General features: G+C 48.1%; 23 protein-coding genes. 7 read left to right on the forward strand and 16 right to left on the reverse strand.

Going from position 1 to position 24,654, the window contains the following annotated elements:
• Positions 1 to 3: 3 nt before the first annotated feature.
• From H9I35_RS05170 to H9I35_RS05180, 3 genes are all read right to left on the reverse strand, one after another.
• Positions 4 to 933 carry an ABC transporter substrate-binding protein gene (locus H9I35_RS05170; RefSeq protein ID WP_187420508.1) on the reverse strand — a complete coding sequence of 310 codons (930 nt, stop codon included), beginning with the start codon at positions 931 to 933 and terminating at the stop codon, positions 4 to 6.
• A gap of 139 nt (positions 934 to 1,072) precedes the next feature.
• The gene (locus H9I35_RS05175; protein WP_187420509.1) at positions 1,073 to 1,786 is read right to left on the reverse strand and encodes an ABC transporter ATP-binding protein; all 714 of its coding nucleotides are present in this window, start codon (positions 1,784 to 1,786) and stop codon (positions 1,073 to 1,075) included.
• Entirely contained in the window at positions 1,773 to 2,300 is a 528-nt protein-coding gene (locus H9I35_RS05180; RefSeq protein ID WP_252722729.1) for an ABC transporter permease, read from the reverse strand. The genes H9I35_RS05175 and H9I35_RS05180 overlap by 14 nt, the downstream gene beginning before the upstream one ends.
• Positions 2,301 to 3,349: 1,049 nt before the next feature.
• Here H9I35_RS05180 and H9I35_RS05185 point away from each other — a divergent pair.
• From H9I35_RS05185 to H9I35_RS05195, 3 genes are all read left to right on the forward strand, one after another.
• A complete protein-coding gene (locus H9I35_RS05185; protein ID WP_187420511.1) occupies positions 3,350 to 4,312 on the forward strand; it encodes a hypothetical protein in 963 nt (320 codons plus the stop codon).
• Positions 4,309 to 4,836, forward strand: a complete 528-nt coding sequence (locus H9I35_RS05190; protein ID WP_187420512.1) for a hypothetical protein — start codon at positions 4,309 to 4,311, stop codon at positions 4,834 to 4,836. The genes H9I35_RS05185 and H9I35_RS05190 overlap by 4 nt, the downstream gene beginning before the upstream one ends.
• Positions 4,837 to 4,959: 123 nt before the next feature.
• Entirely contained in the window at positions 4,960 to 5,724 is a 765-nt protein-coding gene (locus tag H9I35_RS05195) for an Rpn family recombination-promoting nuclease/putative transposase (RefSeq protein ID WP_187420513.1), read from the forward strand.
• Positions 5,725 to 5,854: 130 nt separating this feature from the next.
• Here H9I35_RS05195 and H9I35_RS05200 read toward each other — a convergent pair whose 3' ends face one another.
• Positions 5,855 to 7,354, reverse strand: a complete 1,500-nt coding sequence (locus H9I35_RS05200) for a glycine hydroxymethyltransferase (protein ID WP_187420514.1) — start codon at positions 7,352 to 7,354, stop codon at positions 5,855 to 5,857.
• Positions 7,355 to 7,655: 301 nt separating this feature from the next.
• On the opposite strand from H9I35_RS05200, the gene H9I35_RS05205 reads away from it, so the two are divergent.
• Together H9I35_RS05205 and H9I35_RS05210 are read left to right on the forward strand one after the other, a co-directional pair.
• The gene (locus tag H9I35_RS05205; protein WP_016521871.1) at positions 7,656 to 7,946 is read left to right on the forward strand and encodes an RNA-binding regulator; all 291 of its coding nucleotides are present in this window, start codon (positions 7,656 to 7,658) and stop codon (positions 7,944 to 7,946) included.
• An 82-nt stretch (positions 7,947 to 8,028) separates the two neighbouring features.
• Positions 8,029 to 8,931, forward strand: coding sequence for a M28 family peptidase (locus H9I35_RS05210; protein WP_187420515.1), 903 nt, complete (start codon positions 8,029 to 8,031; stop codon positions 8,929 to 8,931).
• 99 nt (positions 8,932 to 9,030) lie between these two features.
• Here H9I35_RS05210 and H9I35_RS05215 read toward each other — a convergent pair whose 3' ends face one another.
• The 12 genes from H9I35_RS05215 to H9I35_RS05270 all read right to left on the reverse strand — a co-directional run bounded on the left by H9I35_RS05215 (position 9,031) and on the right by H9I35_RS05270 (position 22,186).
• The gene (locus H9I35_RS05215; RefSeq protein WP_187420516.1) at positions 9,031 to 10,347 is read right to left on the reverse strand and encodes an OmpA family protein; all 1,317 of its coding nucleotides are present in this window, start codon (positions 10,345 to 10,347) and stop codon (positions 9,031 to 9,033) included.
• A gap of 199 nt (positions 10,348 to 10,546) precedes the next feature.
• Positions 10,547 to 11,611 carry an extracellular solute-binding protein gene (locus H9I35_RS05220; RefSeq protein WP_187420517.1) on the reverse strand — a complete coding sequence of 355 codons (1,065 nt, stop codon included), beginning with the start codon at positions 11,609 to 11,611 and terminating at the stop codon, positions 10,547 to 10,549.
• A 37-nt stretch (positions 11,612 to 11,648) separates the two neighbouring features.
• Positions 11,649 to 12,521 carry an ABC transporter permease gene (locus tag H9I35_RS05225; RefSeq protein ID WP_187420518.1) on the reverse strand — a complete coding sequence of 291 codons (873 nt, stop codon included), beginning with the start codon at positions 12,519 to 12,521 and terminating at the stop codon, positions 11,649 to 11,651.
• Positions 12,518 to 13,465, reverse strand: coding sequence for an ABC transporter permease (locus tag H9I35_RS05230; protein ID WP_187420519.1), 948 nt, complete (start codon positions 13,463 to 13,465; stop codon positions 12,518 to 12,520). The genes H9I35_RS05225 and H9I35_RS05230 overlap by 4 nt, the downstream gene beginning before the upstream one ends.
• Entirely contained in the window at positions 13,462 to 14,655 is a 1,194-nt protein-coding gene (locus tag H9I35_RS05235; protein ID WP_016521877.1) for an ABC transporter ATP-binding protein, read from the reverse strand. Before H9I35_RS05235 ends, H9I35_RS05230 begins: the two co-directional genes overlap by 4 nt.
• Positions 14,656 to 14,758: 103 nt before the next feature.
• Entirely contained in the window at positions 14,759 to 15,277 is a 519-nt protein-coding gene (locus H9I35_RS05240; RefSeq protein ID WP_187420520.1) for a flavin reductase, read from the reverse strand.
• Between the two features lie 162 nt (positions 15,278 to 15,439).
• Complete coding sequence (locus tag H9I35_RS05245; RefSeq protein WP_187420521.1) at positions 15,440 to 16,588, reverse strand: lipoprotein TP_1001-related protein; 1,149 nt, start codon at positions 16,586 to 16,588, stop codon at positions 15,440 to 15,442.
• Between the two features lie 225 nt (positions 16,589 to 16,813).
• Positions 16,814 to 17,140: an STAS domain-containing protein gene (locus tag H9I35_RS05250; protein WP_187420522.1), complete on the reverse strand. Its 327-nt coding sequence runs from the start codon at positions 17,138 to 17,140 to the stop codon at positions 16,814 to 16,816.
• Positions 17,141 to 17,169: 29 nt separating this feature from the next.
• Positions 17,170 to 19,323 (reverse strand): PP2C family protein-serine/threonine phosphatase, encoded by a 2,154-nt coding sequence (locus H9I35_RS05255; protein WP_187420523.1) that lies wholly within the window; start codon positions 19,321 to 19,323, stop codon positions 17,170 to 17,172.
• 1 nt (position 19,324) lies between these two features.
• Positions 19,325 to 20,716 (reverse strand): PP2C family protein-serine/threonine phosphatase, encoded by a 1,392-nt coding sequence (locus tag H9I35_RS05260; protein WP_187420524.1) that lies wholly within the window; start codon positions 20,714 to 20,716, stop codon positions 19,325 to 19,327.
• A 128-nt stretch (positions 20,717 to 20,844) separates the two neighbouring features.
• Complete coding sequence (locus H9I35_RS05265) at positions 20,845 to 21,576, reverse strand: hypothetical protein (protein WP_187420525.1); 732 nt, start codon at positions 21,574 to 21,576, stop codon at positions 20,845 to 20,847.
• Between the two features lie 19 nt (positions 21,577 to 21,595).
• Complete coding sequence (locus H9I35_RS05270; RefSeq protein WP_187420526.1) at positions 21,596 to 22,186, reverse strand: DUF937 domain-containing protein; 591 nt, start codon at positions 22,184 to 22,186, stop codon at positions 21,596 to 21,598.
• 228 nt (positions 22,187 to 22,414) lie between these two features.
• On the opposite strand from H9I35_RS05270, the gene H9I35_RS05275 reads away from it, so the two are divergent.
• Complete coding sequence (locus tag H9I35_RS05275) at positions 22,415 to 23,437, forward strand: sugar kinase (RefSeq protein WP_187420527.1); 1,023 nt, start codon at positions 22,415 to 22,417, stop codon at positions 23,435 to 23,437.
• Between the two features lie 27 nt (positions 23,438 to 23,464).
• Positions 23,465 to 24,499, forward strand: a complete 1,035-nt coding sequence (locus tag H9I35_RS05280) for a sugar kinase (protein WP_187420528.1) — start codon at positions 23,465 to 23,467, stop codon at positions 24,497 to 24,499.
• Positions 24,500 to 24,654 lie beyond the last annotated feature (155 nt).

Genomic DNA, 24,654 nt, shown 5'->3' on the forward strand with positions numbered 1-24,654 from the left:
ATTTTATTTTATAAAAAGTTTTTTTACGTCAAACTTATTGTCAATCATTCCGGAAGCGTACATAAAGTCGGCGGTTTTCTGCCAGCCTTCCGTATCCGCCTGAGTAAGTTCCGTTGAAAAATCGTAAGCTGCAGACATATCTTTTACAGCCTGATCCGTAAGCCCGAGATATTTTGCCGTTATTGCAAACGCTTGGTCTTTGTTTTTTGCTATATAGTTTGCAATTTTTTTCTGTGCCGAAGCCAGTTTTTTTATCACATCGGGATTTTGCTTGTAGAACTTTTCCGTTGTTGCAACTGCAATGATTGCGGCGATATATCCGTCGCCGTCCGTAATCTTATGGTAGCCCTGCGCTCCTGCATTATATGCTGCAGCGCCGGCAAGAAGCGCTACATCGATGCTGCCGCCGTCCAAAGCGGCTTTTGCTGCAGGGATCCCCATGCTCACATAACTGACATCCGTGATTTTCATTCCGGCAGAAGCCAGATACGCAGTTAAAAGTTCGTGAAGGTTCGTTCCTGCGGGACCTGCAATTTTTTTCCCTCTAAGCGATTCGGGGGAATTGAGCGAAGCATCCTTTGAATACAGACAGAACGCTTTGGGCGCGCGACTGTACATGTTAAGAACTTTGATGTCCGCGCCGTTTGCCGCAGAAAGTATTACGGAAGAACCGCCTACAGCATACAAAATCTGCACGTCGCCGGAAGCAAGAGCCTGTGTCTGTTCCGCGCCGGAAGTAATTTCCGCGTATTCCACAGGAGTTCCCTTAAATTCATTTGCAAAAATCTTCTGATCTTTTTCAATGATTGAAGGAATATTGAGCGGAGAAGTTACATAAGTGAACGTAAGCTTCTTTAATTCTTTTGCCTTGGCAAAAACGACTGACGATGTTGCCATCAATACTGCTGACAACACAATGATAAATTTTTTCATATAACCCCCTATAAAAAATTTATTTATTCGTGCGGAGGATTTAATACCCCGACGCTTGCGTCGTAACAAAGGGTATTAAAGCCGACTGCAACCACCTTATGAGAACAACATACCCCGACGCTTGCATCGGGGGTGTTGATTAATTAAAATCCAATTGCGCCATAATCTGCCGCTTAAGATTTAAAAAATACTCGTCCATGAGATTTCTATTCTCTTTTTCAAAATCAATATCGAATTCGTGTTTTACCCTGCCCTTTTCTATTACGGCAATCTTATCCGCCAAAGTTATCGCTTCGTCTATGCTGTGGGTCACAAACAAAAGGCTTTTGTTTTCTTTTTTTTCTATTGAAATCAGCTCTTTTTGCATCTGCTCGCGCGTAAAATAATCCAAGGCGGCAAACGGCTCGTCGAGCATTATAAAATCTGCTTTGTAGGCAAGCGCTCTTGCTATTGCGACCCTCTGCTGCATTCCCCCTGAAAGCTGAAAGGGATACGCTTTTATAAAATCCTTGAGTCCTACCATTTCTATCAGTCTGAACACTTCTTCTTTATTGTATTCCGATTTTTTTAGACCGAACTTTGTATTCCCGAGCACGTTGAGCCACGGCATTAATCTCGGTTCCTGAAAAACAAAGGTCGTCTTAAAATCCTTCTTAAACTCAATTTCACCGGAATCCGCCGTTTCGAGCCGGCCGACAAGCCTTAAGAGCGTTGTTTTGCCGCAGCCGCTTTTTCCGAGCAGTACGGTTATTTTGTTTTCCGGAATTTCCAAATTTATATCGTTGAGTACATCAATCTTTTTTGAATCGACAGTAAATGATTTTTTTATGTGCTTTAAATTAATTCCAGCCATTTTCCGCCTTTCCTTTCAGAACTTTGTTTAAAACAATTCCGAAAATCTTGTCGGTAAGATAGCCTACCAACCCTATTACGACGATCCCTACTATCACTCTGTCCGTCCTGGACATTGTCTGTGAAAACAAAATCATGTGGCCGAGCCCCGTAGAGGCCGCAACCATTTCCGCGCCGATTATCGCCCTCCATGCGTAACCGAGTCCGACTCTCATTCCCACTAAAATGTCGGAAACCGCATTCGGAAGGATGATTTTTGAAAAACATTCCAGCTGCGAATATCCGAAAGATTTTCCGACTTCTATCAATTTTTTGTCGCAGCCGGTAAAGCCTTTAACGATATTCATATACATAGGAAAAAACGAAGCGAGGATTATTATTATTGTCTTGGTGGTTTCTCCGATTCCGCACCACAAAATAAGAAGAGGGATCATGCTGATCGGAGGAACGTTTTTAAAAAATTGAATTAAATATTCAAAAAAATTTTTTGAAAACGGAATTACCGAACTTATCATTCCTAAAACAAAGGCGATTATAAACGCCAGCAAAAATCCCCTTGCCACTCGCGAAAGGCTTATCCCGATGTCAACAAAAATATCTCCGGATTTTATCATTGCGATAAGACTGTTAAAACATTTTTCGGGCGACGGCAGTATATAAGAGCTTATTATTCCCAATCTGCATACGACAGACCAAACAAGCACAACTGAAAAAACAGTGAGTATCGCAGGAATAAATTTCAACGAGCCGATTTTTCTTTTTTTCATAAAACGCCGTCCCCGTTATTGCAGCCGTTTTTACAATAGAGCATTTCAATTAATTTATAGCCGGACACATCTTCCGATTTAAAAAAATTCCGTATTTTCGCGCTCCCGGTTATGCTTTTTGTCTTTACTTTAAGAGGAGAAAAAAATCCCGGAGGGATCGGACTTTTGCTGAGAATCGTTTTTTGCAAACTACAGTCAAGTTTTCGTGCAAAATCATTCCACGTAACAAAAACCGTGTTTTGTATTTTTAAGGCGTTTCCGTATTCCGCTAAAGATTTGCACGGCGTGGTTATAAATATATTTCCTTTATCTCCATAGTTCCGTGATATTTCTTCGGCGCAGTGAATCAAAATCGGCTCTATCGGAGGATATATGACATCCAAGTTCGGAAAAGAATTTTTTACTAATTGAACGGCGAAAGGACAGCGCATATCCATTACGGTTTTATTTGCAGACGAAACCCTTTGTTTGTATTTGTCGATAACTTTTTTTATCCAGTCGGTTTTACACTCAACGATTTCAAAACCCTTAGCCGAAATAAATCTGTTTAATTCCTTCTCATCATACATATTTTTAGAAACGGGATTTATAAATACAAAGTTCATAAAGTTTATCTACGCTAACAGAGAGTAGCAAAAACCAATTACCTAGTCAATTACTTAGATTATAAAATTCTTTCAGTAAAACGTGGACGTTTTTTTCAATCTATTCCTCTTTTCCGCGCCGATCGACATAAAAACATAAAAAACTGCACAAAAACTTCCGTTTTTTGACGCTTTACGGCGATTTATACTGTGATGAAAACGGATACCATGATACGTGCGGCGGATATTGCCGCGTTCGCCGATTTACATGCGGACGGAATGCTCTGTGCGATTTTACGGCAGGCGCGATCCCTTTCCGCCCGTGAAATCATTATCGGAAAAACGGCGGTCGTTTTCAGAACGCACCGGACGTTCTATGAAAAGATGACGCTCTTACCGGAATATACGAGAGCGCTTATACATCGCATAGCATCGCTTTCGAAGATCGACGGTCGCATACGGCTTTACGGAAAATTCGTTCACTTCGGTACGGATCCCGTTTTGATATACACCGTCTTTGTGCAAAGCATCCTCGTACTCAGCCTGCCCGATCCTCCCCTGTGTTTACCGCCGCTTGAAGATATGGGGCTTTCCGAAAGTCAAATCGAAAAACTGCGGGACATACGCATGCAAAAAAGCGGGCTCGTTCTGTTTTGTTCGCCTGATGAACGCGATATTTTAACGGCTGCCGCATCGATTTTTTCCGATATGTATCGAGGCGAAAACGCATTGCACGCGGCCCCGCCTGTCGTACGGCGCCTCTGCGACAAAGCAAGCGTTCGAACGGCAATCGAAACGGCGGTACATTCATTTGTCTTTGCAACGATTGCATCGCGCGATACGGCATCGGCCGTCGGCTTGCTGAAAAAATTTAATACCGGAAAAGCGACAGCCTGTTTACGCTGCATTATCGCGCACGAACTTCTATACGACGGAAGAGATATTCATCTGCTTTTCGATATCGCGTTTCCGAAACATCCTCCCGAAACACTGCCGAAGCGCTTATCGCCCGATCCGTACAGTGATGATCCTCTTTCACATTGTACGAACGTCGCGTCGGAAATATTAAAATCGCTTAAACTGCATTCGCGTTTACCGCGTACGGTAAAACCGGTCGTACCGGGAAAATCAATTATATCGCACGGAACGAAATTCGTGCGCGAGGCGGTGAGATGAAAAATAAATTAATAATCGGAGCGAAAAGCGTGACTGCGGCCGAAAAAGCCGGATCGAAAAACGGATGCAGAGCGAAGAAAAGCGCCGGGCTTTACACTTCGGCAAAATCGAAATTCGCGTTCGCAGTATTGTATCTCTTTTGTTTTGCGCTTCCGATCCATGCACTCGCTCCGTACCGTATAAAGGGCGAAGTGTCCGCCGGATCGGATACGGCGTTTTACGAATACGGATGCGTCGCGCTGACGTTTTACAACGCAAGCAAACGGACGGTTCGAAAATTTTCCGTCGTCGTATTTTTAAGCGGAAACGACGAAATCATTTCATTTTCGAACGAAAACCCTATCGTTTTCGAATGCGATGAAAACGTCGCACCCCGTACTGCAGTGCGGAGGGAATTCGGACTCGACGATTATATTTCGGAAATGCAGGATGAAGCGTGTCAAATCGATTTTTTATACGTGAGCAAAATAGAATACGATGACGGCGGCGTTTGGGAAGATCCCTACGGCGTACATGCGATGTAAGCGGCCCTCGTACCGCAGCGTCCAGCTCGCCGCGCAGCTTCTATTCCATCAACCTGCACCGTCCGCGGCTTCCGGACTTAGGTATAAAATTACAATAGCAGGATCAATAACAGAAAAAAAACTATGCATAAAAGTTTTGATGATTTGACTATCGCCGATGATTTTATGTTCTGCAAGGTTATGCAAAACAAAGAACTCTGCAAGATATTCCTCGAAATGATTTTATCCGATAGAATCGGAAAGATAACGTATCTTTCAACACAATACAATATCACCACATACGAAGAAGCAAAATCGGTTCGTTTCGATGTTTTGGTACAAAACCAAACGGGGAAAATATATGATATTGAAATGCAAGTGAGCGACGAACATAATCTTCCTAGGCGGATGCGTTTTTATCAAGCGGCGATCGATATTTCCGTTTTGGATAAAGGAAATTCCTACAGCAAGTTGAACGACAGCTTTATCATTTTTATCTGTTTATTCGATGCGCCGGGAAAAGGAAAGCCCGTTTATTCATTTGAAAATATCTGTCTCGAAGATCGACAAATACTCTTACACGACGGGGCAAAAAAGGTTATAATAAATGCGGCGGCTTTTAATAAAATTGAAGACAAAAATTTAAGCGGTCTTTTGAAATATATAAAGACGGGAAAAGCGACGACGGAGTTTACAGGGAGATTGGAAGATATGATACAGACGGTAAAAGACAACGAACAGGCGCGAAATGAATATCGGATAATGTCGGCTACGATGATGGATGCAAGAGATGAAGGAGAGCGGCGGAAAGCATTGGAAGTAGCGAAAAATTTCAAACGTCTCGGTGTTTCCGTAGATATCATTGTAAAAGCAACCGGTCTCGCACATAAAGAAGTCGAAAAGCTCTAGGTGATTGTCAATCGGCAATGTACCGATTAACAATTACCGCGCAGCTTCTATTCCATCGCTCGCCGCCCACCTTCTATTCCATTGACCGGCACCGACCGCGGCTTTCGACTCGGTTTTGACGACTGATAATTTATCCGACGAATTCTTTTTTCAAAAATGCGAGGTCGAGTTCGGGATAAAGCACGTGCTTTGCAAGGAGAGAGCGTACGCGCTGTTTCGCCTTTTCCTGCACGGCGGGATCGAGGACGATTTTCCCTTTTGCGGGTTTTCCGTCTTTTGTCGTGCCGGGCTTCGTACCTTTCAGCACCGAATCGATTATCGAAGCGATTTCTTTCATATCGGCTTCCGTCATACCGAGCGTCGTAATGCCCGGAGTGCCCACCCGTATACCGCTCGTCCACCACGGACCGTTTTTGTCGAAAGGGAGCGAGTTTGCGTTGAGCGTAACGCCGCACTGAAACATCGCCGCTTCCGCCTGCCGTCCGGTCAGTCCGTAAGTCGTCACGTCTATGAGCATGAGGTGATTGTCCGTGCCGCCCGTCTGGAGTTTCATACCGAGCGAAACGCATTCTTTTGCGAGAGCGCATGCGTTTTTGACTACATTGTGCGCGTATTCACGGTATCCGCTCGAAAGCGCTTCTTTGAACGCAACCGCTTTTGCCGCGATGATATTTCCGAGCGGGCCGCCTAAAACCATCGGGCAGCCCTTGTTTACATCGTCGATGAATTCTTTTTTGCAAAGAACGAGCGCTCCCCTCGGGCCGCGCAGCGTTTTGTGCGTCGTCGACGTGACGATATCCGCAAAAGCTACCGGATCGTAATCTCCGGTAAAAACTTTGCCTGCAACGAGACCCGCAAAGTGCGCCATGTCGACCATGAGCACGGCGCCGCACTTGTCCGCGATTTCACGGAGCCGTTTAAAATCGATTTTGCGCGGATAAGCGGAAAAGCCTGCGAGCAAAATAAGAGGCTTTACTTCCATCGCCTGTTTTTCGATCGCGTCGTAGTCGAGCAAGCCGCTTTCTTTATCGACCGTGTACGGAATGCTTTCGAACATCTTTGCCGAAACGTTCATGCGGTATCCGTGCGTGAGATGCCCGCCCGAATAATAATCGAGTCCCATGAGACGCTGCCGCCCGAATCGTTTGCGCAGTTCTTCCCACTGCGCCACCGTCAAATCCGACACGCTTTTTACGCCGAGCGATTCAAGCGTCGGCATTTCGATTTTGTGATTGAGAATCGCCCAATAGGCGACGAGGTTAGCATCGCAGCCCGAGTGCGGCTGCACATACGCATAATCCGCGCCGAAAAGTTTTTCGGCTTCCCGCGCCGCACAGGATTCGACAGCATCGATATTTTCGCAGCCGCCGTAATAGCGGTGTTCGGGATAGCCTTCGGCGTACTTATCGGTAAGGAGATTTCCCATCGCTGCCTGCACGGCAAGCGAACAGTAATTTTCACTCGCGATGAGTTTTAAGTGCGCTCTCTGCGTTTCGAGTTCTTTGACGACGCTCGCGGCTATTTCAGGCGCGATCGCTGCCGTCTGCTGCAGATTTGCGACGTAAGAAGTCATCGCCGCGTTCGGTTTTCCGTTGCACGATGCAAGATAATTTTCCAAAGGACTTGCCATAAATTCTCCCATAAATTTAATAGATGAATCATAATTGAATCGAAAAAAAAATGCAATCTTCCGAATATGTTTTTCGATCGCAAGTTTCGGGCAAAGGCCTTTCTGTTGTTTCGATCCTATACTTGACACGGTTTATTTTTTCTACTAATTTTAATATGATTCTGGTTCTCTAAAGACAGTTCTGATAAAGCTTTCTTTCGTATGAATGTATGTTTCTTCAGATTACGGTATTCAGAAAACGCAGATTGCAGCTGGCATCAGCAAATAAAAAATGCCGTATTCGGCAAGAGGAACATTGTATATGTCCAAAAAAATTTACGTCGGCAACCTTAACTATGCCACAACAGAGGATACTCTGAAAAACAGCTTCGCTTCTTTCGGTGAAGTCGCTTCAGCAGTAATTATTAAAGACCGCTTTACGGATCAGTCGAAGGGTTTCGGCTTTATCGAAATGACGGACGAAGGTGCCGCGGATAAAGCAATCGCCGACATGAACGGCAAAGAGATCGACGGCCGCCGCGTGCGCGTCAACATTGCCGAAGAGCGCCCGCCGCGCCGTCCGAGATTCGACAACGGCGGAGATAGCCGGTAGTCGTTCGCTTCGTCTTACATCGAAAATCAAAAAGCCGGGCTGCACTGATGCACTCCGGCTTTTTTTATGCTATACTCTTTTTATGAATTTCCTTCCCGCAGGATTTTCCGAATATATCGCGGACGGCTGCGACAGATGCGCGTTTATCCGCTCCTATCTCACAGAGCGCGGCGTTGAAAGCATCGTGATGCCGGTTGCCGGGAAAAATCACGTATACGTTAAATTTCCGACGTCGCAGTATAACCCTCAATTCCGAATCAAAACGGTGATCGCGCACTACGACCGCACGCCCGGAAGTCCCGGAGCGAACGATAACAGTGCAGCGAATTTTTGCCTTATGGATTGGGCCGAGCGCTTGCAGAACCGATCGGATTTTCATAACGTCCGTCTGCTTTTTTCGGACGGCGAAGAGTTCGCATCCGGCGGCGTCGCTTGTCAGGGAGCGTTTTCACTCGCTTCGCTTTTTAAACGGCTCGGCATCACAAACGACGACGTATACGTGTTCGACTGCATGGGACGCGGTACGATTCCGATTCTTCGTAAGACGATTTTACCGCTCGCCGCACCGTACGGCCTTCGAACGCGCTTTGCCGCTCTCGAAGACCGCGCCGAAGAGCTTTTACGCCGTTCGGCTTCACGGAGATGGCTTACGCTTCCGTTCGCATACAGCGACAACGCGGGTTTTATCGCATGCGGTATTCCCGCCGTCGCCGTAACGATGCTGCCGGAAGACGAAGCGAATGCATATCTTACAGCTCTTATAAAAGAAAAATCGCTCGAAAACTATATCGTCAATCATACCGTCGATGTGAAAAGCGATGCCGAATCAAAAGAAAAATTATTAAAATTACAATCGATGGTACCGAGAACGTGGCGGCTGATAAACACGAAAAACGATACCGAACGGACGCTGACTCCCGAGAGCTTTACCGTTTTCGCATCGATCCTCGACGCGCTCGCCGACGAAAAAACGCTCGCAAGTTGAGATGCCGCCCGATCGAACGTTCTGCATACCGTGCGAACGGCGCGTACACGAAATTTCCGGCATGCGAACGTTCCGTAGTATGCGCAAACGGGCGGCGCGTTACTCGTCCATGATAGTGATTTCGACGCGGCGGTTTCTCGACCGGCCTTCTTCGGTTTGATTTGTCGCAACCGGCTCCGCCGCTCCTTTTCCCTGCGTAAATACGTGATACGAATCGCGCACCCCGAGCGTGACCAAATAATCGGCGACGGACTGAGCGCGTTCTTCGGAAAGTATTTGCCGCGCTTTTTCGTTTCCGCGCAGCGCCGTGTGCCCCGTAACGAGCAAATCGTTTTTATACGCTTTTAAGATGTCGGCGATCTTTTCGAGTTTGCGTTTTTCGCTCACGCGGAGGACGGCAGAATCGGGAAGAAACTGAATCTTTTCGAGGCTGATCGTCAATCCTTTTTCACCTTTTTTTACCGATACGTCCTCGAGCCCGAGTTCCGCGACGCTGTCCTGAATTTTTTTCATCGTGCTGTCGTCGTTGACGCGCTCGAATTCGGTCACTTCCGCTTCCGCCGTTCCTTGAAACGTAAACGTATCGCCGTAATAGGTTTCGATGACGATTTTGAAATTTTCATGATAGTGATCGATTTCACCGCGCTCATTGTCCCAGTAGAGCGTTTGGTGCGAATGTCCCATCGTGATTTTCGGGCGATTCATCAGCTCCGCAGTACGAGCCGAAATATCGCCTTTCCGCACGTCGATTTTCGGACTTTCGAAATACAGATTGTACTGCACGTCGATGACGTTGAAAACCCTGCCGCCGGAATTTTTAACAATTCCTTTGTAGTTGTACGAAGCGGTAAACGGCACTTTAAACGGCTTTTGCAGCGCGAAAGTGCGGCGAAGATCGTGCGCTTCGTGTCCTTCGGCGCTCCACGTGTCGCCGGGTTTGACGGGCGTTTCGAGAAAGATCGGACAGTCGCGGACGACCGGCATAAAATACGCATCTTCCATCGCGTATATGCCGCGAGCGCTCCGCGTAAATACGCTTTTGTATTCGTCGCCCCATGAAAAGTGCGCACCGTTCGTACTGCTCGTCGAATCTTCGGAAGACATAAAGGTCGCCTCGCATACGCCGCTTCCGTCCGTGTGTACGTCGGTAATTTTTGCGGAAATGCGCGTTACGATTTCCGCGTGATGATTTTTTCTGCCGTTGACGAAAACGTCTTCGTGGACTTTCGAAAGCGTGCGGTACGAATCGCCTTTTTTGTATTTAAACGATAAAACTTCGGACGGCACTCCTTGCGTAATAAGCGTTTCGTTTTCAGAGGTTTTGCTTCCCGCCGCCTGCGGAAACAAAAGCGCACCGGACATAAAGGCCCACCAGATAAAGCAGCGAATTTTTTTATCGATCGAAAAAGCGGACATGGCAACCCCTTTGAACGTCGTTTTTTATCACAGTTCGATATCATTATCGGCGGAAAGAGGTTGTAGTTTTAGAGACTGCATCGCTGAAAAAGCGGCTTAATTGAAAGGCCTCTCGAACGCGCACTGCAGCACGAAAAAAGATTCCGCAGCTATCGATCCGCTTTTAAAATTATCGCGCAGAGGCCGTTCATGTCCGCAATCATTTTGCGGAAAAACGAATTTTTTGCCACAAATCGTCGTACTTTTCGAGGTTTTCGCCAATGTCGAGTTTCAGTTCGCAGTGCGCCATCTCTTCGGTCGTGTACATCGGTGTCGTCGTCATATATTTCGCAGCTTCCGTGTTGACCGAGGGAGGGAAACGGAACCAATCGACAAACTGCGCGTAGATTTCCGGACGATGAATAAAATCGATAAACTGCATCGCAAGATCGTAATGCTTTGCACCCTTTAAGATGACCATCGAATCGATATACATGGGGCCGCCTTCTTTCGGTATAAAAAAATCGATCGTCGCGGCTTGTTTATCTTCAGGGACTTCGCCGTATACGACTTCGGCGTACCCTTGGCACACCCAAAAATCTCCCGCGGCAAAAGATTTTCCGAATCCTTCAGCATCGAATTTGACAAGATTCGGCTTCCAATCGTTTATTATTAAATTTGCGGCGCTTTTGAGTTGGGCATCGTCCGTCGAATTGACCGAATACCCCTGATACGCGAGCGCGTCTCCGATAACTTCCCGCATATCGTCCATCATGGACGCATGCCCCCGAATGCGCGCATCGGAAAAGATGCTCCAGCTCCGCTCGTAATTCGAAAAGCGCAGTTTGTTTACGGCGATACCCGCCGCTCCCATATAGTACGGAACGCAATATTTCATCGTCGGATCATATACGGCTTTTTCGAGAACGAGCGGGTTGATATATTTTTTATTTTCAAATCGATTCAAATCGATTTCCTGCAGCATACCCTGTTTGAGCATGATCGACGCGTAGTCCTGCGACGGAAAAGCGATATCGTAGCCGGACGCGCCGGCCATGAGCTTTGCATACATCACTTCGTTCGAATCGTAGGTATCGACTTTTACCCGGCAGCCGTATTCGCTTTCGAACCGGCGGATCGCAGTTTCCGGCACGTAGTAGGTCCACGTAAAAAGATAGAGTACGTTCGACCGTCTGCGTACGCCGCCTTCTTTCGAGCAGGATACGAAACCGAAAACGCAGCATACAAGCGCCGCCGTTAAAAAGCCGTCGATAATTTTTTTCATACGTTTCCTCAAAATAATAAAGGAGCTTCCGAAACATTTAATGAGAAGCCGCTACCGTTTTAAGTCCCTTTCGAAGTCCAAAAGCGATAAGACAGGTTGCAATGATCATCACACACGAAAGAGAATTGATAACGGGAGAGACGCCGAAACGTATCATCGAATAAACGTACAGCGGCAGCGTCGTCGACCCCGGACCCGACACGAAAAAGGTGATCACGAAGTCTTCGAGTGACATCGTGATAGCGATGAGAAAACCCGAGAGGATGCCCGGCAAAAGAGAAGGAACGACGACTTTGACGAGCGTCTGCAATTCCGTGGCACCCAAATCGTGCGCTGCTTCGATGATCGAAAAATCGAATTCGTCGAGACGCGCTTTTACCATGAGATAGACAAAGGGCAGACAAAATGTTACGTGCGCGGCAAAAATCGTAAAGAGTCCGAGCGGTATGTGCACTCGGCTGAAAAAGATGAGCGTGGAAACGCCGACGATGACTTCGGGCAAAATCATCGGAAGGTAGGTAACGCTCTCGACAAATTTCCGCCCGCGAAACCTATACCAACTGCAGCCGATCGCCGAAAGCGAGCCGAGAAGCGTCGAAACGGCAGCCGACGTAAAGGCGACGATGAGACTATTTAAAAGCGCTTCCCACAAGGATCGGGAATCGAAGATGAGCGCTTTATACCATCTGAGCGAAAGACGCGTAAAATCGGCACCCTTACTGTCGTTGAACGAATACACAATGATAACGACGAGCGGCAAAAACAAAAAAACGAGGGTAAGCGCGAGCATTATATTTGAAAAGGAAAATACCGCCGCTCTGTGCTTCCACGATTTTTTTGCATGCCGAGCGGGTTCGGACTGCCGCCTTTTTTTTACGGCAGGAAATAAAAAGAAAAAGACATTGATCATTTTATGATTCCTCCCGTAAAGGTATGAGCGCTTCCGTTTGCAGTATAAACTTCATCTTTTGCATTCGAAGATTTGAGTTTGGCGTCGCGTCTGTTCGAAAAACTCATCCATAAAATACCCGCGATGCTGATGAGCGTTATGATCATGGAAAAAGCGGCGGACAGCGGCCAGTTGCGCATCTTTTGCACTTGATCGACGATGACGTTTCCGAGCATATACGAATCTTTTCCGCCGACCAAAAGCGGCACGGCATAAGCGCCGAAAATCGGGATAAACGTAAAGATGACGGCCGTTACGATACCGCTTCTGATTCCGGGAATGAGCACTTTTACCATAGCCTGCATTTTGTTTGCGCCCAAATCGCGCGCGGCTTCGAGCAGCGAAAAATCAAATCGGTCGACGGCGGTGAAAATCGGTAATATGGCAAACGGTAAATACATATACACCGAAACGAGGATGACCGCATTTTGATTGTACAAAAATTGTATGTAATCTTTGGTAATGCCGAGCGATATGAGAATTTGATTTAAGATACCGTCGTTGTTGAGGATCGACATCCACGCAAAAACGCGGATAAGCGAATTCGTCCAAAACGGAATGATTATTAAAAAAAGCAAAAGCGTTTGATGACGGCTTCGTGCCATCGCATACCCGCAAGGAATAGAAATAAGTACGGTAAGCGCAGTCGAAACAGTCGTAATTTTGAGCGTCCGAAGTACGAGTATGCCGTAATTGGGATTGAACATCCGACGGTATGCTGCAAGCGAAAACTCCCATTCGACACCGCCGTACAATCCCTTTTTTAAAAAACTGTAGACGAAGATGATGAGTATCGGCGCGATAAAAAATACAAAGAGCCAAACTCCCATCGGCCACGCGTATGCCGTGCCCTGATTGATCGTGCCGTCTTTTGCCGCGGGAGGTTTCGTATCCGTCGCTTTCATTTTTGTATGTCCTCGACGATATAACCGTCTTCCGCCGCCCATGAAATATAGACGTCGTCTTTCCATTGGATGGCAGGTCCGTCGTCGAAATAAATCGTGTGCTGTTTGAAAACTTTGACGAGCGCGCCGTTTTCGAGCCGCACGTAAAACTTCGATTGGAAACCGGAATACACCGGTTCTTCGACGATGCCTTTGAACACGTTGATGTCGGTGCGGCCATGCGTTTCAGGCGGCTCTTTCGTAATACGGATTTTTTCCGGACGGATCGTAAAAGCGACCTTTTGCCCCTTTTGCGTCGGACCGTAATCGGTTACCTGCATATAGCGGTCGAGACTCGCCGTCGCTTCGGTGTCGCTCGCAAGCGGTGCCTGATGGCCGAGCGCGGGAACGGAACAGGTGACCATATAGTCGGGATCCTTTCCCGGTGTTTGATGCGGTACGCAATCGACGACCTGCGCTTCGAAGAGATTCGTTTCTCCGATAAACTGCGCGACGAACTGCGTCGCAGGGCTTTCGTAAATTTCGAAAGGCGTTCCGACTTGCAGCACGTGTCCCGCATTCATGACGGCGATGTGATCCGACACGGAAAGCGCTTCGCTTTGATCGTGCGTCACGTAGATGAATGTTATGCCGATTTTATCGTGCAGATTGTCGAGATCGATGAGGAGATTTGCGCGGAGCTTTGCATCGAGTGCGGAAAGCGGTTCGTCGAGCAAAAGCACTTTCGGCTCGTTTATCAGCGCGCGTGCGATCGCAACCCTCTGCTTTTGTCCGCCCGAAAGCTGATTCGGTTTTTTATGAATGTGCTGATCGAGCTGCACGAGGTGAATGTAATGCTTCACTTTTTCGTCGATCGTTTCTTTCGGCACTTTTCTCAAGCGCAGCGGAAACGCGACGTTTTCGTATACCGAAAGATGCGGGAAAAGAGCGTAGGTTTGAAAAACCGTATTCGAATGGCGCTTGTCCGGCGGAAGCGGGGCGACGTTCGTTTCGTCGAACAACACCGCGCCTTCATCGGGATATTCGAAACCCGCGATGATACGCAAAAGCGTCGTCTTACCGCAGCCTGAAGGACCGAGGAGGGAAAAGAATTCTCCCGGCTCGATTGTAATATTGATATCGTCGAGAGCGATAAAACCGTTATCGAATCTCTTCGAGACATGCTCAATGGTAACCCGGCTCCCTTTCACTTCAAGCAACCTCGGTATAATGTGATGACAGAGCCGCTCTCAAAACGGCTCCGATGTAGGCACATTATATACAAAGGGAATGGGGTATGCAAGCAGGCAACCGCTACCGCGCTTTTTCAAAAACGCGGCACACTTCGTATATGTACGCTTCGTGATAATCTTTACCGGGGTAGCAGTCGACGTCGATATTTTTATCGACAAAAAGTTTCGGGTCGAAAAACTGCGAATACAATTTTTTCCCGACGATGACAAGCTCGGCTTCCGCTACGGCGACGGTGCCGCTTATCGGATAGGGACTGATACCCGCCTTTTTCCACTTATCCGTATCGCGGCCCGAAATCGTACCGCAAATTTTCAGCGCGTCGCGATACCCGTCGGGTAAAAAAGAAAGCGTTACCAAATCGTGCGAATCGACAAAGCTTTTCGTAAAGCGCTGCGGTCGGATAAAAATCTGCACGACGTTTTTTTGCCACAAACCGCCGAACATACCCCAGCTCGCCGTCATCGTATTGCAGTCTTTTTCTGTTCCGGCGGAGATAAGCATCCATTGCTGCAGCACTTTCGAAAAGGGATTGAACGAAAGTGCCGATATCGGTATTTCACGAAACGAAGGAGTATTCATAATTATTATTTTAAATCATCGTACTCCGGAGGTCAAGCGACAAATCGATACGATCGGTATACCGATACCGGAAACCGTATTTTCCGAAACGCGGCATGCAACGTAAAAACCGGCTGCACTCCCGGCAGGAGCCCTGCCGTGTGCGGGAGAAACTTCCGTGTGCTATTCTGCGGGGTTTACCGCACCTTTTACGATTTTTTCGACCCGCCAATTTTCTTTCGTATGAAAAACAGTATCGCCGAGCGTGCCCTTTTCGGCTTCACGGCGGAGGGCAATGCAGCCCGACCGCTTGAGCATTTTCGATGCCGTCAAATCGGCGGTACTCGCAGCATCCGAAGGCAGATCGCTTTTCCAAAATCCTTTTGCCGACACAGCCTGTGCCGCCCCTTTTATATTTTCATTGCTCCATGCCGTACTCCCTGCCGGCGCATACAATACGGCATCGAGTACATCGCCGGTAAAAGAATTGACAAGCATGAGCACATCCTCTTTATCGCCCAAACACGCTTTTTCGTTCGGCGACCAAATATCGCGCATCACGGGAGACGTATACCATCCGGAAGAAAGTGCGAGGTCGCTGCCCGTTTCGCTCACACAGCCTTCCCCCTTCGTACGCAAGTGAACGATTACGGTTTCTCCGGCTTTTACTTCCGCAGAAGGAAGCGTAAACGCCCGCTCGCTTCCGTCCGCCGCGCTTTGAAGACTGAGTCCCGCAGCGTTTCCGCCCGTAAGCGCATAGAGTTCGACAAACTCGCACTTTGCATCTCCTCCTCCGCTCGGTGCCGATGCGAACTGAGGATGGATGCCGCTTATAACGATTTTCGGAATACGTCCGTTAAAACCGACGAACGGAACATAAAACGTAAGCGAGTTGCCGTTTTCATCACGGGCTTCGCCGTACAGCGCATAATGCGCACCGGCTTCAAGCGCTTCGGAAGCTTCGGCGATCACGCTTTTGCCCTCGTCATCGTACGACACGCTCACGGGAATTCCCCCCGTTTCTCCCGACGCGGCCTTCAGGATCGGCGATATTTTACCCTGCTCCGGCAGCGCTTCGCCGGCCGAAAAAGATGCCGCTCGGGTAATGACCGCTCCCGTAATCGTAACTCGCTCGGAAAACGAAAGCGTCACCTGCCGTTCGCTTTTGGCTGTGTAAGATTCAAGGACGGGCGCCGCATAATCGCCTCGAAGCAGCTGCAAACCTTCGTCCGTCACTTTGCACGACACGGGGCAAAGCGAAAACAGGATACAGGCGGATAAAAGCGCCGTCTGCAAAAGCCATATCCACACTCGGAAAGATTTCCGTTTCATTTCGACCTCCCGACGACGGAGCCGCCGCTTCAATCCTCATGGGGACAGAAAGCACGACTTTTGTCGTCGTATAATAAATCGAGAAATTTGTTCAAAAACGGAGTTTTTATGAAAAAAAGAATAGAAGCGAATATAAGACCGTCTCCGTCAAGCTTTAAACAGCTTCCGAGACATCGCCGAAAACATAGTTTTATTTTTAAATACTTTCGAAACTCGCCGTTTCGACTACATAACTTCGGTTACCGAACTGATAATATGCAACACTTTCGAAAATCCCGTCGCTTCGATAGCATCGCGGCTTTCCGGCGAAGGAGAGAGCAAATAAAGCGTATGCCCCTTATCTTCTCCGTCGTTGAACGCCGCCATAATCGTTCCCATGCCCGAATAATCGATTTCCGAAACTTGCGACAGATCGAGTACGACGTTACCGCGTTCGATCTCATCGTACAGCTTTTGCTGAAATTCACCGATCGTATACGCGATGACCGCGCCTTTGAGTTCGTACAACACGTAATTCGCGCCGCTCTTTTCCGTAATCGTCAATTGCTCCATAGATATCTCCGAATATTATTAGAGGTGCCCTATATGTATTTGATAACGAGGGCGCTTACATCCGCTTCGATTTCTTTCGACATGAATTTAACAAGATTGTCATAGATGAACTGCGCCATACGCGAAGCGGGGTATGTCAAATTCGAAAGCATAACCTGCTGTACGCGCTCTTTGCCGAACGTTTCGCCGCGGAGCGAACGGGAAGAAAGAACGCCGTTCGTACAGGAAAGAACGACATCTCCTTTGGCAAGTTTTATCTGCCGCACCGAAATATACGGGGCGATATCGCGCACAAAACCGAGTACATGACCGCGTCCCTGAATTTCGATAACGTTGTTGTACGATTGCGTATATACAAAAATCGCGGGAATACCGCAGTTGATGTAGTACATTACGTCGTTTGAAAAATCGACTAGCGCAAAAGTGCCGTTGAAGATGGTTCCTTTCGGAAGGCTTTCGCGGATAAATACATTGACTTTTTCAACGAGTAATTTAAAATCGCGGGTTTCCGAAAGAAAGGTTCGGATAATCGATTTTAAAATGACCATATTCATACTCGCCGCGATTCCCTGACCGCTCAAACTTCCGATAACGAAAAGATGCGTATGATCGTTGATCCTGATCAGATCGATAAACTCACCGCCGATATTGTGTGCCGATTTCATGATATAACCGACATCCGCTTTCGGATTTTCTACCGGATTAACGTCTTCCTGAATCGAAGAGATGATTTGAGACGACATACGGATTTCGCGGTTGACCGTACCGATGATATCTCTGTTCGAAATATTACGCATATAATAGCCGAACACGAAAAAGTACGAATACAAACGAGTGAGAATGGAAATATCGTAATCGGTATAATGGTCGCCGCTCGTTTTCAAACCGAGAGTGATACAGCCGAGGAGGTTCCGTCCTTCGCTCAAAAGAATGACCGCATCGGATTGCGTATCCGCAAAAAAAGCGGTAAGGGCATCTCGAGCTTCGACGACATCGCTTCGCGCATCCATTTCCGAAACCGAAATGATGTTGCGGCCGGCATTGAGCAGTATACCGAATGCGGGGTTGTCCGCGCGGACGGGCGTGATTGCGACAGCGGATGAAAACGCGTTTTCAAGATACTCTTCGCCGTTATTGACAAATACGGACATGGACGAACACTGCAGGTTTCTCGTAAATATGTTATACACGCTCATGAGAATTTCGTCCATTTCACCGCTGTAATCGATCGACGCCAAATCGCTTTCGAATGCGCTTTGGTAGTCGGCGGGACGAAGGCGGCGCGTAGTCGTAAGATACGTTGACATTGCCCAAATAAACACGAGCGATAAGGCGGTACCCGCGATCAAAATAACGTTGAACAGCAATGTCAAACCGCCGAAAAACGGATAAAGCGAAATAAAAACTCCGACGACAAAAACGCTCGGAATGATATAGGCGAACAAAAGCCTCAAAACAAAAACGAGGGCGTCGCTCGCCGACGGCAGCGCTTCGATCGTTTCCGAACGCAGTAAAAAGAACAAAAGGAAAGCATACGAAATCGGATAGAGCAGATAGAAACCGGGAATATGGCGCGACAGAAAATTCAAAAACGCAAAATTCGCCCACATGACGGCAACTGCAAAGAATTGGATATATCCCTGATACTTTTCAAGACGCGTTGAGCGGTATTCGTTGAGCAACAGCATAACAAGTACACAGGAGCCCGGCAGCACAAATCGATACAAAACGGCAAAAGCGGTAAACCAGTCCCATGTAAAAATTCCACGAAGCTTATTGGGAAAAATATACCGTGCAATTATCTTTACGCCGGCATCGGAAGAAATGATGACTACTTGAAATTTTGTAAATACGATATACAGCGCAAACACGAAAAAAGATATCATCAAGACGACGATGAGCGGCATCGTGCGTTTTATCTTCCGCAAAATAAAATAAAATGAAATATTCGTCAAAAAAACGGCTTCCATAAAGAAAAGCAGTTTTGAAACTATGATAAATGTTCCTCCGCCGAGCTGAAGCGCCGGTGCTATGGCGAGCAGCGCCGAAACGATCGCTCCCAATGAGACATTGTCGGTAAGCCGTTGACTGTATATGCCCTTTGTGCGGTGCAGATAATTCGTATAGACGGCAAGCCAGATAAAAAATACGGCAAATCCGAAATCGAGAATAATAAACGCCATATCAGCCTACCTTCACAGCCATCATCGTGACGTCGTCATGGAGACGCGCGCCGCCGTTGTATTCGGGAATAAGGCGCACGATATCGTTGATAAATTCCTCAGGCATTTTGTCGGCGCTTGTACGAAGCGTTTCTTGAAAGACATCGCTGCTTCCGAACTGAATGCCGTTCGAATCCATAATCTCCGACAAACCGTCGGAAGCGATGAGGATCATATCGCCGCGGTAAAGTCTCCGCTCTTCGACGGTGATATCGCCCAAATCGATGATACCGACGAGACTCGCATTCGATGCGAGCGCTTTTACTTTGTAGCCGTCCGGCGCACGCGAAAGAACGAGCGGGTCGGACATGGACGCGTTGATATAGCGCATCGTCATTTTATCGGTATCTATGAGGCCGAGAAACAATACCGTGTATTTATCCTGAAGCTTCATATTTTTTATAGCGCGGTCAATCTCGCGGATAACGCTTTCAAGATCTTCTTTGTCGTCGATGATCTTCAGCGTATTGACGACGAGCCCCATGATGAGTGCCGCAGCAAGACCTTTTCCGGAAACGTCGCCGAGGAGGAGGAGCGTTTTGCTTTTATCGATTTGCAAAACGGAATAATAATCGCCCGACACGTTTATGAGCGGTTTATAATACGCGGCAAGCTTGAGCTTTCGGATCGAAGGCATTTTTTGAGGAAGGAAGGAACGCTGAGTATCCGCAAGCAGCTGCCATTCTTTCGTCAGATCGGAAATTTCGGTGAGACTTGCAATCGTACGGGAACGCGACTGAAAGCGCGAAAACTCTTCATAAAACTGCCGAAAAGCATCCGCATCGAAGAGTTTCGTGTACCGGCAAAAAATAAAAAGATGCTGTGTGCCGCATACGAAGAAAAAACCGCGCGCATCTTTGGCATGCGATACGATACCGAGCGAATCGTCGATGAGGTAGGAACCCTCCGGCCATGAAAGCGGAAAATTGCGTTCGAGCGTATCGCGCACGGATCGAGAAGATGCCAAACGGTCGGGACTGTTGTACAGAATATAATTTTTTTCTCTGTCGACAAAGAGTACGGAACAACCCGCTTCTTTTTCCAGAACATCTGCAAATACCTTATAGAGATCGTCGAGCGAATAACAAAAACGCAGCCTGTTGATAAAGCGCGTCAAATAACGCGTTTCGCCCTTTTCGAAAATCTTTCGGCGCAGCCTTTTGTCAAGCGCGGAACGCACGGTATCTCCTCCGATCAGCAAAAGAACGAAGATAACCGAGGGAATTGATATAAGCAAAGAAAACGAATACTCTTTTATCCGTTCGGGCATGAGCATCGTTGAAATAACGATAAAAAGGATTAAAATGGCGGCATTGACCGAAAGGAATATCAGCCGCTTGCGCGTTTTATACATAAATACCTCGATAACATTATGAAATAACCGTTAATTCTTATTCACGTAGTATAGCACATTATCGAGGGTTTCGCATAGATGGGCGCTTCCGAAAATACCGAGCAAATTTCAAAAGCGCCCGCCGATCGCTATGCGGCGTCTTTTTCTTTTGCCGCCTGTTTTACTTTTTCTACCACTGCGCCGTCGCGTTTTTCGCAGATTTTGCACATCGTTTCTCTGCCCGCCTCGATCGCTTCCTGTACGCTTCCCGCAGTAAGTTCTTCGGTTCGACTCAAAGCCGAACAGTCTTCATGCGTGTGAAAGCGTTTGCCGTGCGGCGTCCAATACACTTGCTGCGTGATCCCCGCCTGCGCATACGATTCCGCCGACACGGGATTGAAGTCGTAGCTTGCAAGTCCCCCGATAATAAGGAGAATGGCCGCTGCTGCAATACCGATCGCTTTCGTGCGTTTATCGGTATCTTTATTCAAAAGTAAAAGAACGATAAACGGAACGAAGGCCGCCGCACACGCAATGACGCCCATATTGTTCCACAGCCAAAACTTCAGCGCATTCGCTTCCGACGCCGGTGCGATGCGATTCGCTTTTTTCCAAAGCTGGGCACCCGCAACAACGGCAATAAAATCGACGATGAGAAGGACGATTCCCTGCACGAGCGGAGAAAACTTTACTAAAAACGGAATGACGATTTTTTCCGTCATCGCGCACAGTGCAAGCGCTTCAAGAACGATTGCGAAAATCCACAGCGCCGCAGCACCTATTCGAAGCGGCAGCGCGCTCCCCTGCTCTCCCTTCGGAGCAGGCGCCGTCTTTACCGTCTTTCCGGTCGACGCCGACACGATCCTATGTTTTACCGCCATATATACTCCCGTAAATTATTTATTTTAATAAACCTTTAAGCAAATTGCCTGCGAGTTTCGCAGTGCCGGATGCTCCGGAATTTTTTGCCGTTCCCTGCGTTTTCGCACCCGATGCGCCCAAAAGTCCTCCGAGCACGTCGCCGACATTTACGTTTTTCATAACGCCGCCGATCAAAGCCGAAAGCGCATCTCCGGAAGTATTGTTTCCGGCTGTTTTTCCGAGAAGGCTCATCAAAAGAGGAGCTGCCGCGGCAAGGATCGCCGATACGGTACCGGCGCTGGTACCCGCCGTCTTTGCAATCGATTTCGTCGTCGAAGCCGCACTCGATCCGAGCAAGTGCTTGATGATCTTCGCACCGTCGTCCAAATCGACGTCTTTCATAAAAGTGCCGAGATTCGCCGTACTGACGCCGGCGTGTTCCGCGAGTGCGGAAGCGAAACCTTTTGCGGACGCTTTATCAGAAGCCTGTTTGTCGGCGCCTTTCAAAAGCGCCGGAAGCGCTTGGGCGAGAACCGTACTCACCGTACCGCTGTCGGTGTCACACAATTTGCCGATGTTCGAAACGCTCGATGAACCCAACAATGTCGTCAATATCGATGACGCATCCATATCTTCCTCCATAAAAACTTTTGCACATACCTTTTAAAATACGTGCAATATAAAAAATACCGGCGCCGCAAGATACAATGTCCCCTGACGTCGTTTTGCATAATCGCGCATCTATGAAAATTATATCGAGCGGGTTATCCGCCGTCAATAAATCGCGTTGCAAAAAACGATGCATACGTTTATACTTACGGACACACGGATGTTCCGTATCAATTTTTGGAGGATCTTATGTCTAAGGTAATCACGTTCGGAGAAATCATGCTGCGCCTCGCGCCGGAAGGCTACAAGCGTTTCGTACAGGCGGATAAATTTGACGTCGTATACGGGGGTGCGGAATCGAACGTCGCCGTTTCTTTGGCAAATTTCGATGTACCGGTTTCGTTCGTCACAAAGCTTCCCGCTCACGAAATGGGAGACGCGGCGCTCAACGAACTGCGCAAATTCGGTGTCGATACGAAACTGATCGCGCGAGGCGGAGAGCGGCTCGGCATTTATTATGCGGAAAAGGGTGCAAGCCAGCGCGGATCTTTTGTCATCTACGACAGGGCGGGATCTTCTTTTCAAACGGCATCTCCGACAGACTTCGACTGGGAAGCGATATTCGACGATGTGTCATGGTTTCACTTTACGGGCATAACGCCCGCGCTCGGAGACAATGTCGCGGCAATCTGTCTCGAAGCGTGTAAAAAAGCGAAAGCGAAAAATATCACGGTGAGCTGCGATTTGAATTTCCGCAAAAAATTGTGGACTTCGGAAAAAGCGGGCAAAGTCATGGCGGAACTCATGGAATATATCGACGTGTGCATTGCAAACGAAGAAGACGCGGAAAAGGTTTTCGGCATTTCGGCCAAAAACACGGACGTAACAGGCGGCAAGCTCGATAAAAAAGGCTATGAAGACGTCGCAAAACAGTTGGCGGACCGCTTTCACTTGCGGCAGGTTGCAATCACGCTCCGCACGTCGCTGAGCGCATCGGACAACAAATGGGCTGCCCTCCTCTATGACGGCAAAAATTATTATTACAGCAAAGAATATCTCATCCGCATCGTAGACCGCGTCGGAGGCGGCGACAGTTTCGGTGCGGGACTCATCTACGGAAACGTAAAAGGTTTCGATCCGCAAAAGACGGTCGATTTCGCCGTCGCCGCAAGCTGCTTAAAACAGACGATCGAAGGCGATTTCAATCACATTTCCGTAGGAGAAGCGGAAAAGCTTATGGGCGGAGATGCGTCGGGCCGAGTGAGCCGCTGACGGGACGTTCAACGGAGAACAGCAGTTATGAAAAAAATCGTTACGCTCGGAGAATTGCTGCTCAGGCTCAGCGCACCGGGGCATGAACGCTTTTTCCAGTCGCCGAATTTTGAAGCGACCTTCAGCGGGAGCGAAGCGAATATCGCATGCGAACTCGCGCAGCTCGGAAACAGAGCTTCTTACGTAACCGCCGTCCCTGACAACGCAATCGGAGAAGCCGCTCTTTCGGAAGTACGCAAATACGATGTCGATCTTTCCTCGGTGATCCGAAAGAACGGCAGAATCGGTATTTACTTTCTCGAAACGGGCGCGTACCGGCGTCCGTCGAATGTCGTCTACGACAGGGAAAACAGCTGCATCGCCGAAGCGCTTCCGTCCGATTTTGATTGGGAAGCCGTTTTTGCGGACGCATCGTGGTTTCACATAAGCGGCATCACCCCTGCCGTTTCCGAAAACGCATACCTCACGACGATCGAAGCGATCGCCCAAGCAAAAAAACGGAATATCACCGTTTCATTCGACATCAACTATCGCGCAAAACTGTGGCGCTACGGACGGCGGGCGGAAGATGCTGTAAAAGAAATCGTCAAATCGGCAGATATTCTCATCACGAACGAAGGGCACATTCGCTTTTGTCTCGGTATCACGGTCTCCGGCTACGATACGTCGAAAGAAGGATTGCCCGACGAATATTTTGAAAAGATTTCGCTCGCCGTAAAACGCGAATACCCCAATATTCACACCGTCGCCCTGACAAGGCGCAGAACGTACACTTCGGATATCAACGATTTTTCGGCACTCCTGCACGACAAAAACGGAACGTTTTTCGTATCGAAAAAATATCACATCGAAAATATCGTCGATCGCGTCGGAGGGGGAGATGCGTTTGCGGCGGGACTCATACACGGCTTTCATCACTTCAAAGACACGCAGTACGCTCTCGACTTCGCAACTGCGGCCGCAAGCTTTAAGCACACGATCCCCGGCGACATCGCGATTTTCCGAAAAGGAGAATTGGAAGCGCTCGTCGAAGGTGAAGCGACGGGAAGCATCCAGCGCTGAAACGATCCGCCGTTTTTACCTGCACGGACGAGAACGTACCGTGTGTACGCGGTCGACAAATTAATAATTATTAATTTGTATCGATACGGAACGCCTCCTTTTAAAATCGGACCGGCGGCACGGCAGACATCCCTTTTCCCGCGGCCGATTTATAG

Origin of the sequence: Treponema sp. Marseille-Q4132 (assembly GCF_014334835.1) — a bacterium.
Taxonomy (GTDB): domain Bacteria; phylum Spirochaetota; class Spirochaetia; order Treponematales; family Treponemataceae; genus Treponema_D; species Treponema_D paredis.

Coding starts and splice junctions, on each gene's coding strand:
- H9I35_RS05190 (WP_187420512.1), top strand. CDS start 4,309: ATGAAAAATAAATTAATAATCGGAGCGAAAAGCGTGACTGCGGCCGAA.
- H9I35_RS05195 (WP_187420513.1), top strand. CDS start 4,960: ATGCATAAAAGTTTTGATGATTTGACTATCGCCGATGATTTTATGTTC.
- H9I35_RS05275 (WP_187420527.1), top strand. CDS start 22,415: ATGTCTAAGGTAATCACGTTCGGAGAAATCATGCTGCGCCTCGCGCCG.
- H9I35_RS05245 (WP_187420521.1), bottom strand. CDS start 16,588: ATGAAACGGAAATCTTTCCGAGTGTGGATATGGCTTTTGCAGACGGCG.
- H9I35_RS05210 (WP_187420515.1), top strand. CDS start 8,029: ATGAATTTCCTTCCCGCAGGATTTTCCGAATATATCGCGGACGGCTGC.
- H9I35_RS05175 (WP_187420509.1), bottom strand. CDS start 1,786: ATGGCTGGAATTAATTTAAAGCACATAAAAAAATCATTTACTGTCGAT.
- H9I35_RS05220 (WP_187420517.1), bottom strand. CDS start 11,611: ATGAAAAAAATTATCGACGGCTTTTTAACGGCGGCGCTTGTATGCTGC.
- H9I35_RS05240 (WP_187420520.1), bottom strand. CDS start 15,277: ATGAATACTCCTTCGTTTCGTGAAATACCGATATCGGCACTTTCGTTC.
- H9I35_RS05200 (WP_187420514.1), bottom strand. CDS start 7,354: ATGGCAAGTCCTTTGGAAAATTATCTTGCATCGTGCAACGGAAAACCG.
- H9I35_RS05230 (WP_187420519.1), bottom strand. CDS start 13,465: ATGAAAGCGACGGATACGAAACCTCCCGCGGCAAAAGACGGCACGATC.
- H9I35_RS05250 (WP_187420522.1), bottom strand. CDS start 17,140: ATGGAGCAATTGACGATTACGGAAAAGAGCGGCGCGAATTACGTGTTG.
- H9I35_RS05170 (WP_187420508.1), bottom strand. CDS start 933: ATGAAAAAATTTATCATTGTGTTGTCAGCAGTATTGATGGCAACATCG.
- H9I35_RS05185 (WP_187420511.1), top strand. CDS start 3,350: ATGAAAACGGATACCATGATACGTGCGGCGGATATTGCCGCGTTCGCC.
- H9I35_RS05270 (WP_187420526.1), bottom strand. CDS start 22,186: ATGGATGCGTCATCGATATTGACGACATTGTTGGGTTCATCGAGCGTT.
- H9I35_RS05180 (WP_252722729.1), bottom strand. CDS start 2,300: ATGATAAGTTCGGTAATTCCGTTTTCAAAAAATTTTTTTGAATATTTA.
- H9I35_RS05215 (WP_187420516.1), bottom strand. CDS start 10,347: ATGTCCGCTTTTTCGATCGATAAAAAAATTCGCTGCTTTATCTGGTGG.
- H9I35_RS05225 (WP_187420518.1), bottom strand. CDS start 12,521: ATGATCAATGTCTTTTTCTTTTTATTTCCTGCCGTAAAAAAAAGGCGG.
- H9I35_RS05255 (WP_187420523.1), bottom strand. CDS start 19,323: ATGGCGTTTATTATTCTCGATTTCGGATTTGCCGTATTTTTTATCTGG.
- H9I35_RS05265 (WP_187420525.1), bottom strand. CDS start 21,576: ATGGCGGTAAAACATAGGATCGTGTCGGCGTCGACCGGAAAGACGGTA.
- H9I35_RS05280 (WP_187420528.1), top strand. CDS start 23,465: ATGAAAAAAATCGTTACGCTCGGAGAATTGCTGCTCAGGCTCAGCGCA.
- H9I35_RS05260 (WP_187420524.1), bottom strand. CDS start 20,716: ATGTATAAAACGCGCAAGCGGCTGATATTCCTTTCGGTCAATGCCGCC.
- H9I35_RS05205 (WP_016521871.1), top strand. CDS start 7,656: ATGTCCAAAAAAATTTACGTCGGCAACCTTAACTATGCCACAACAGAG.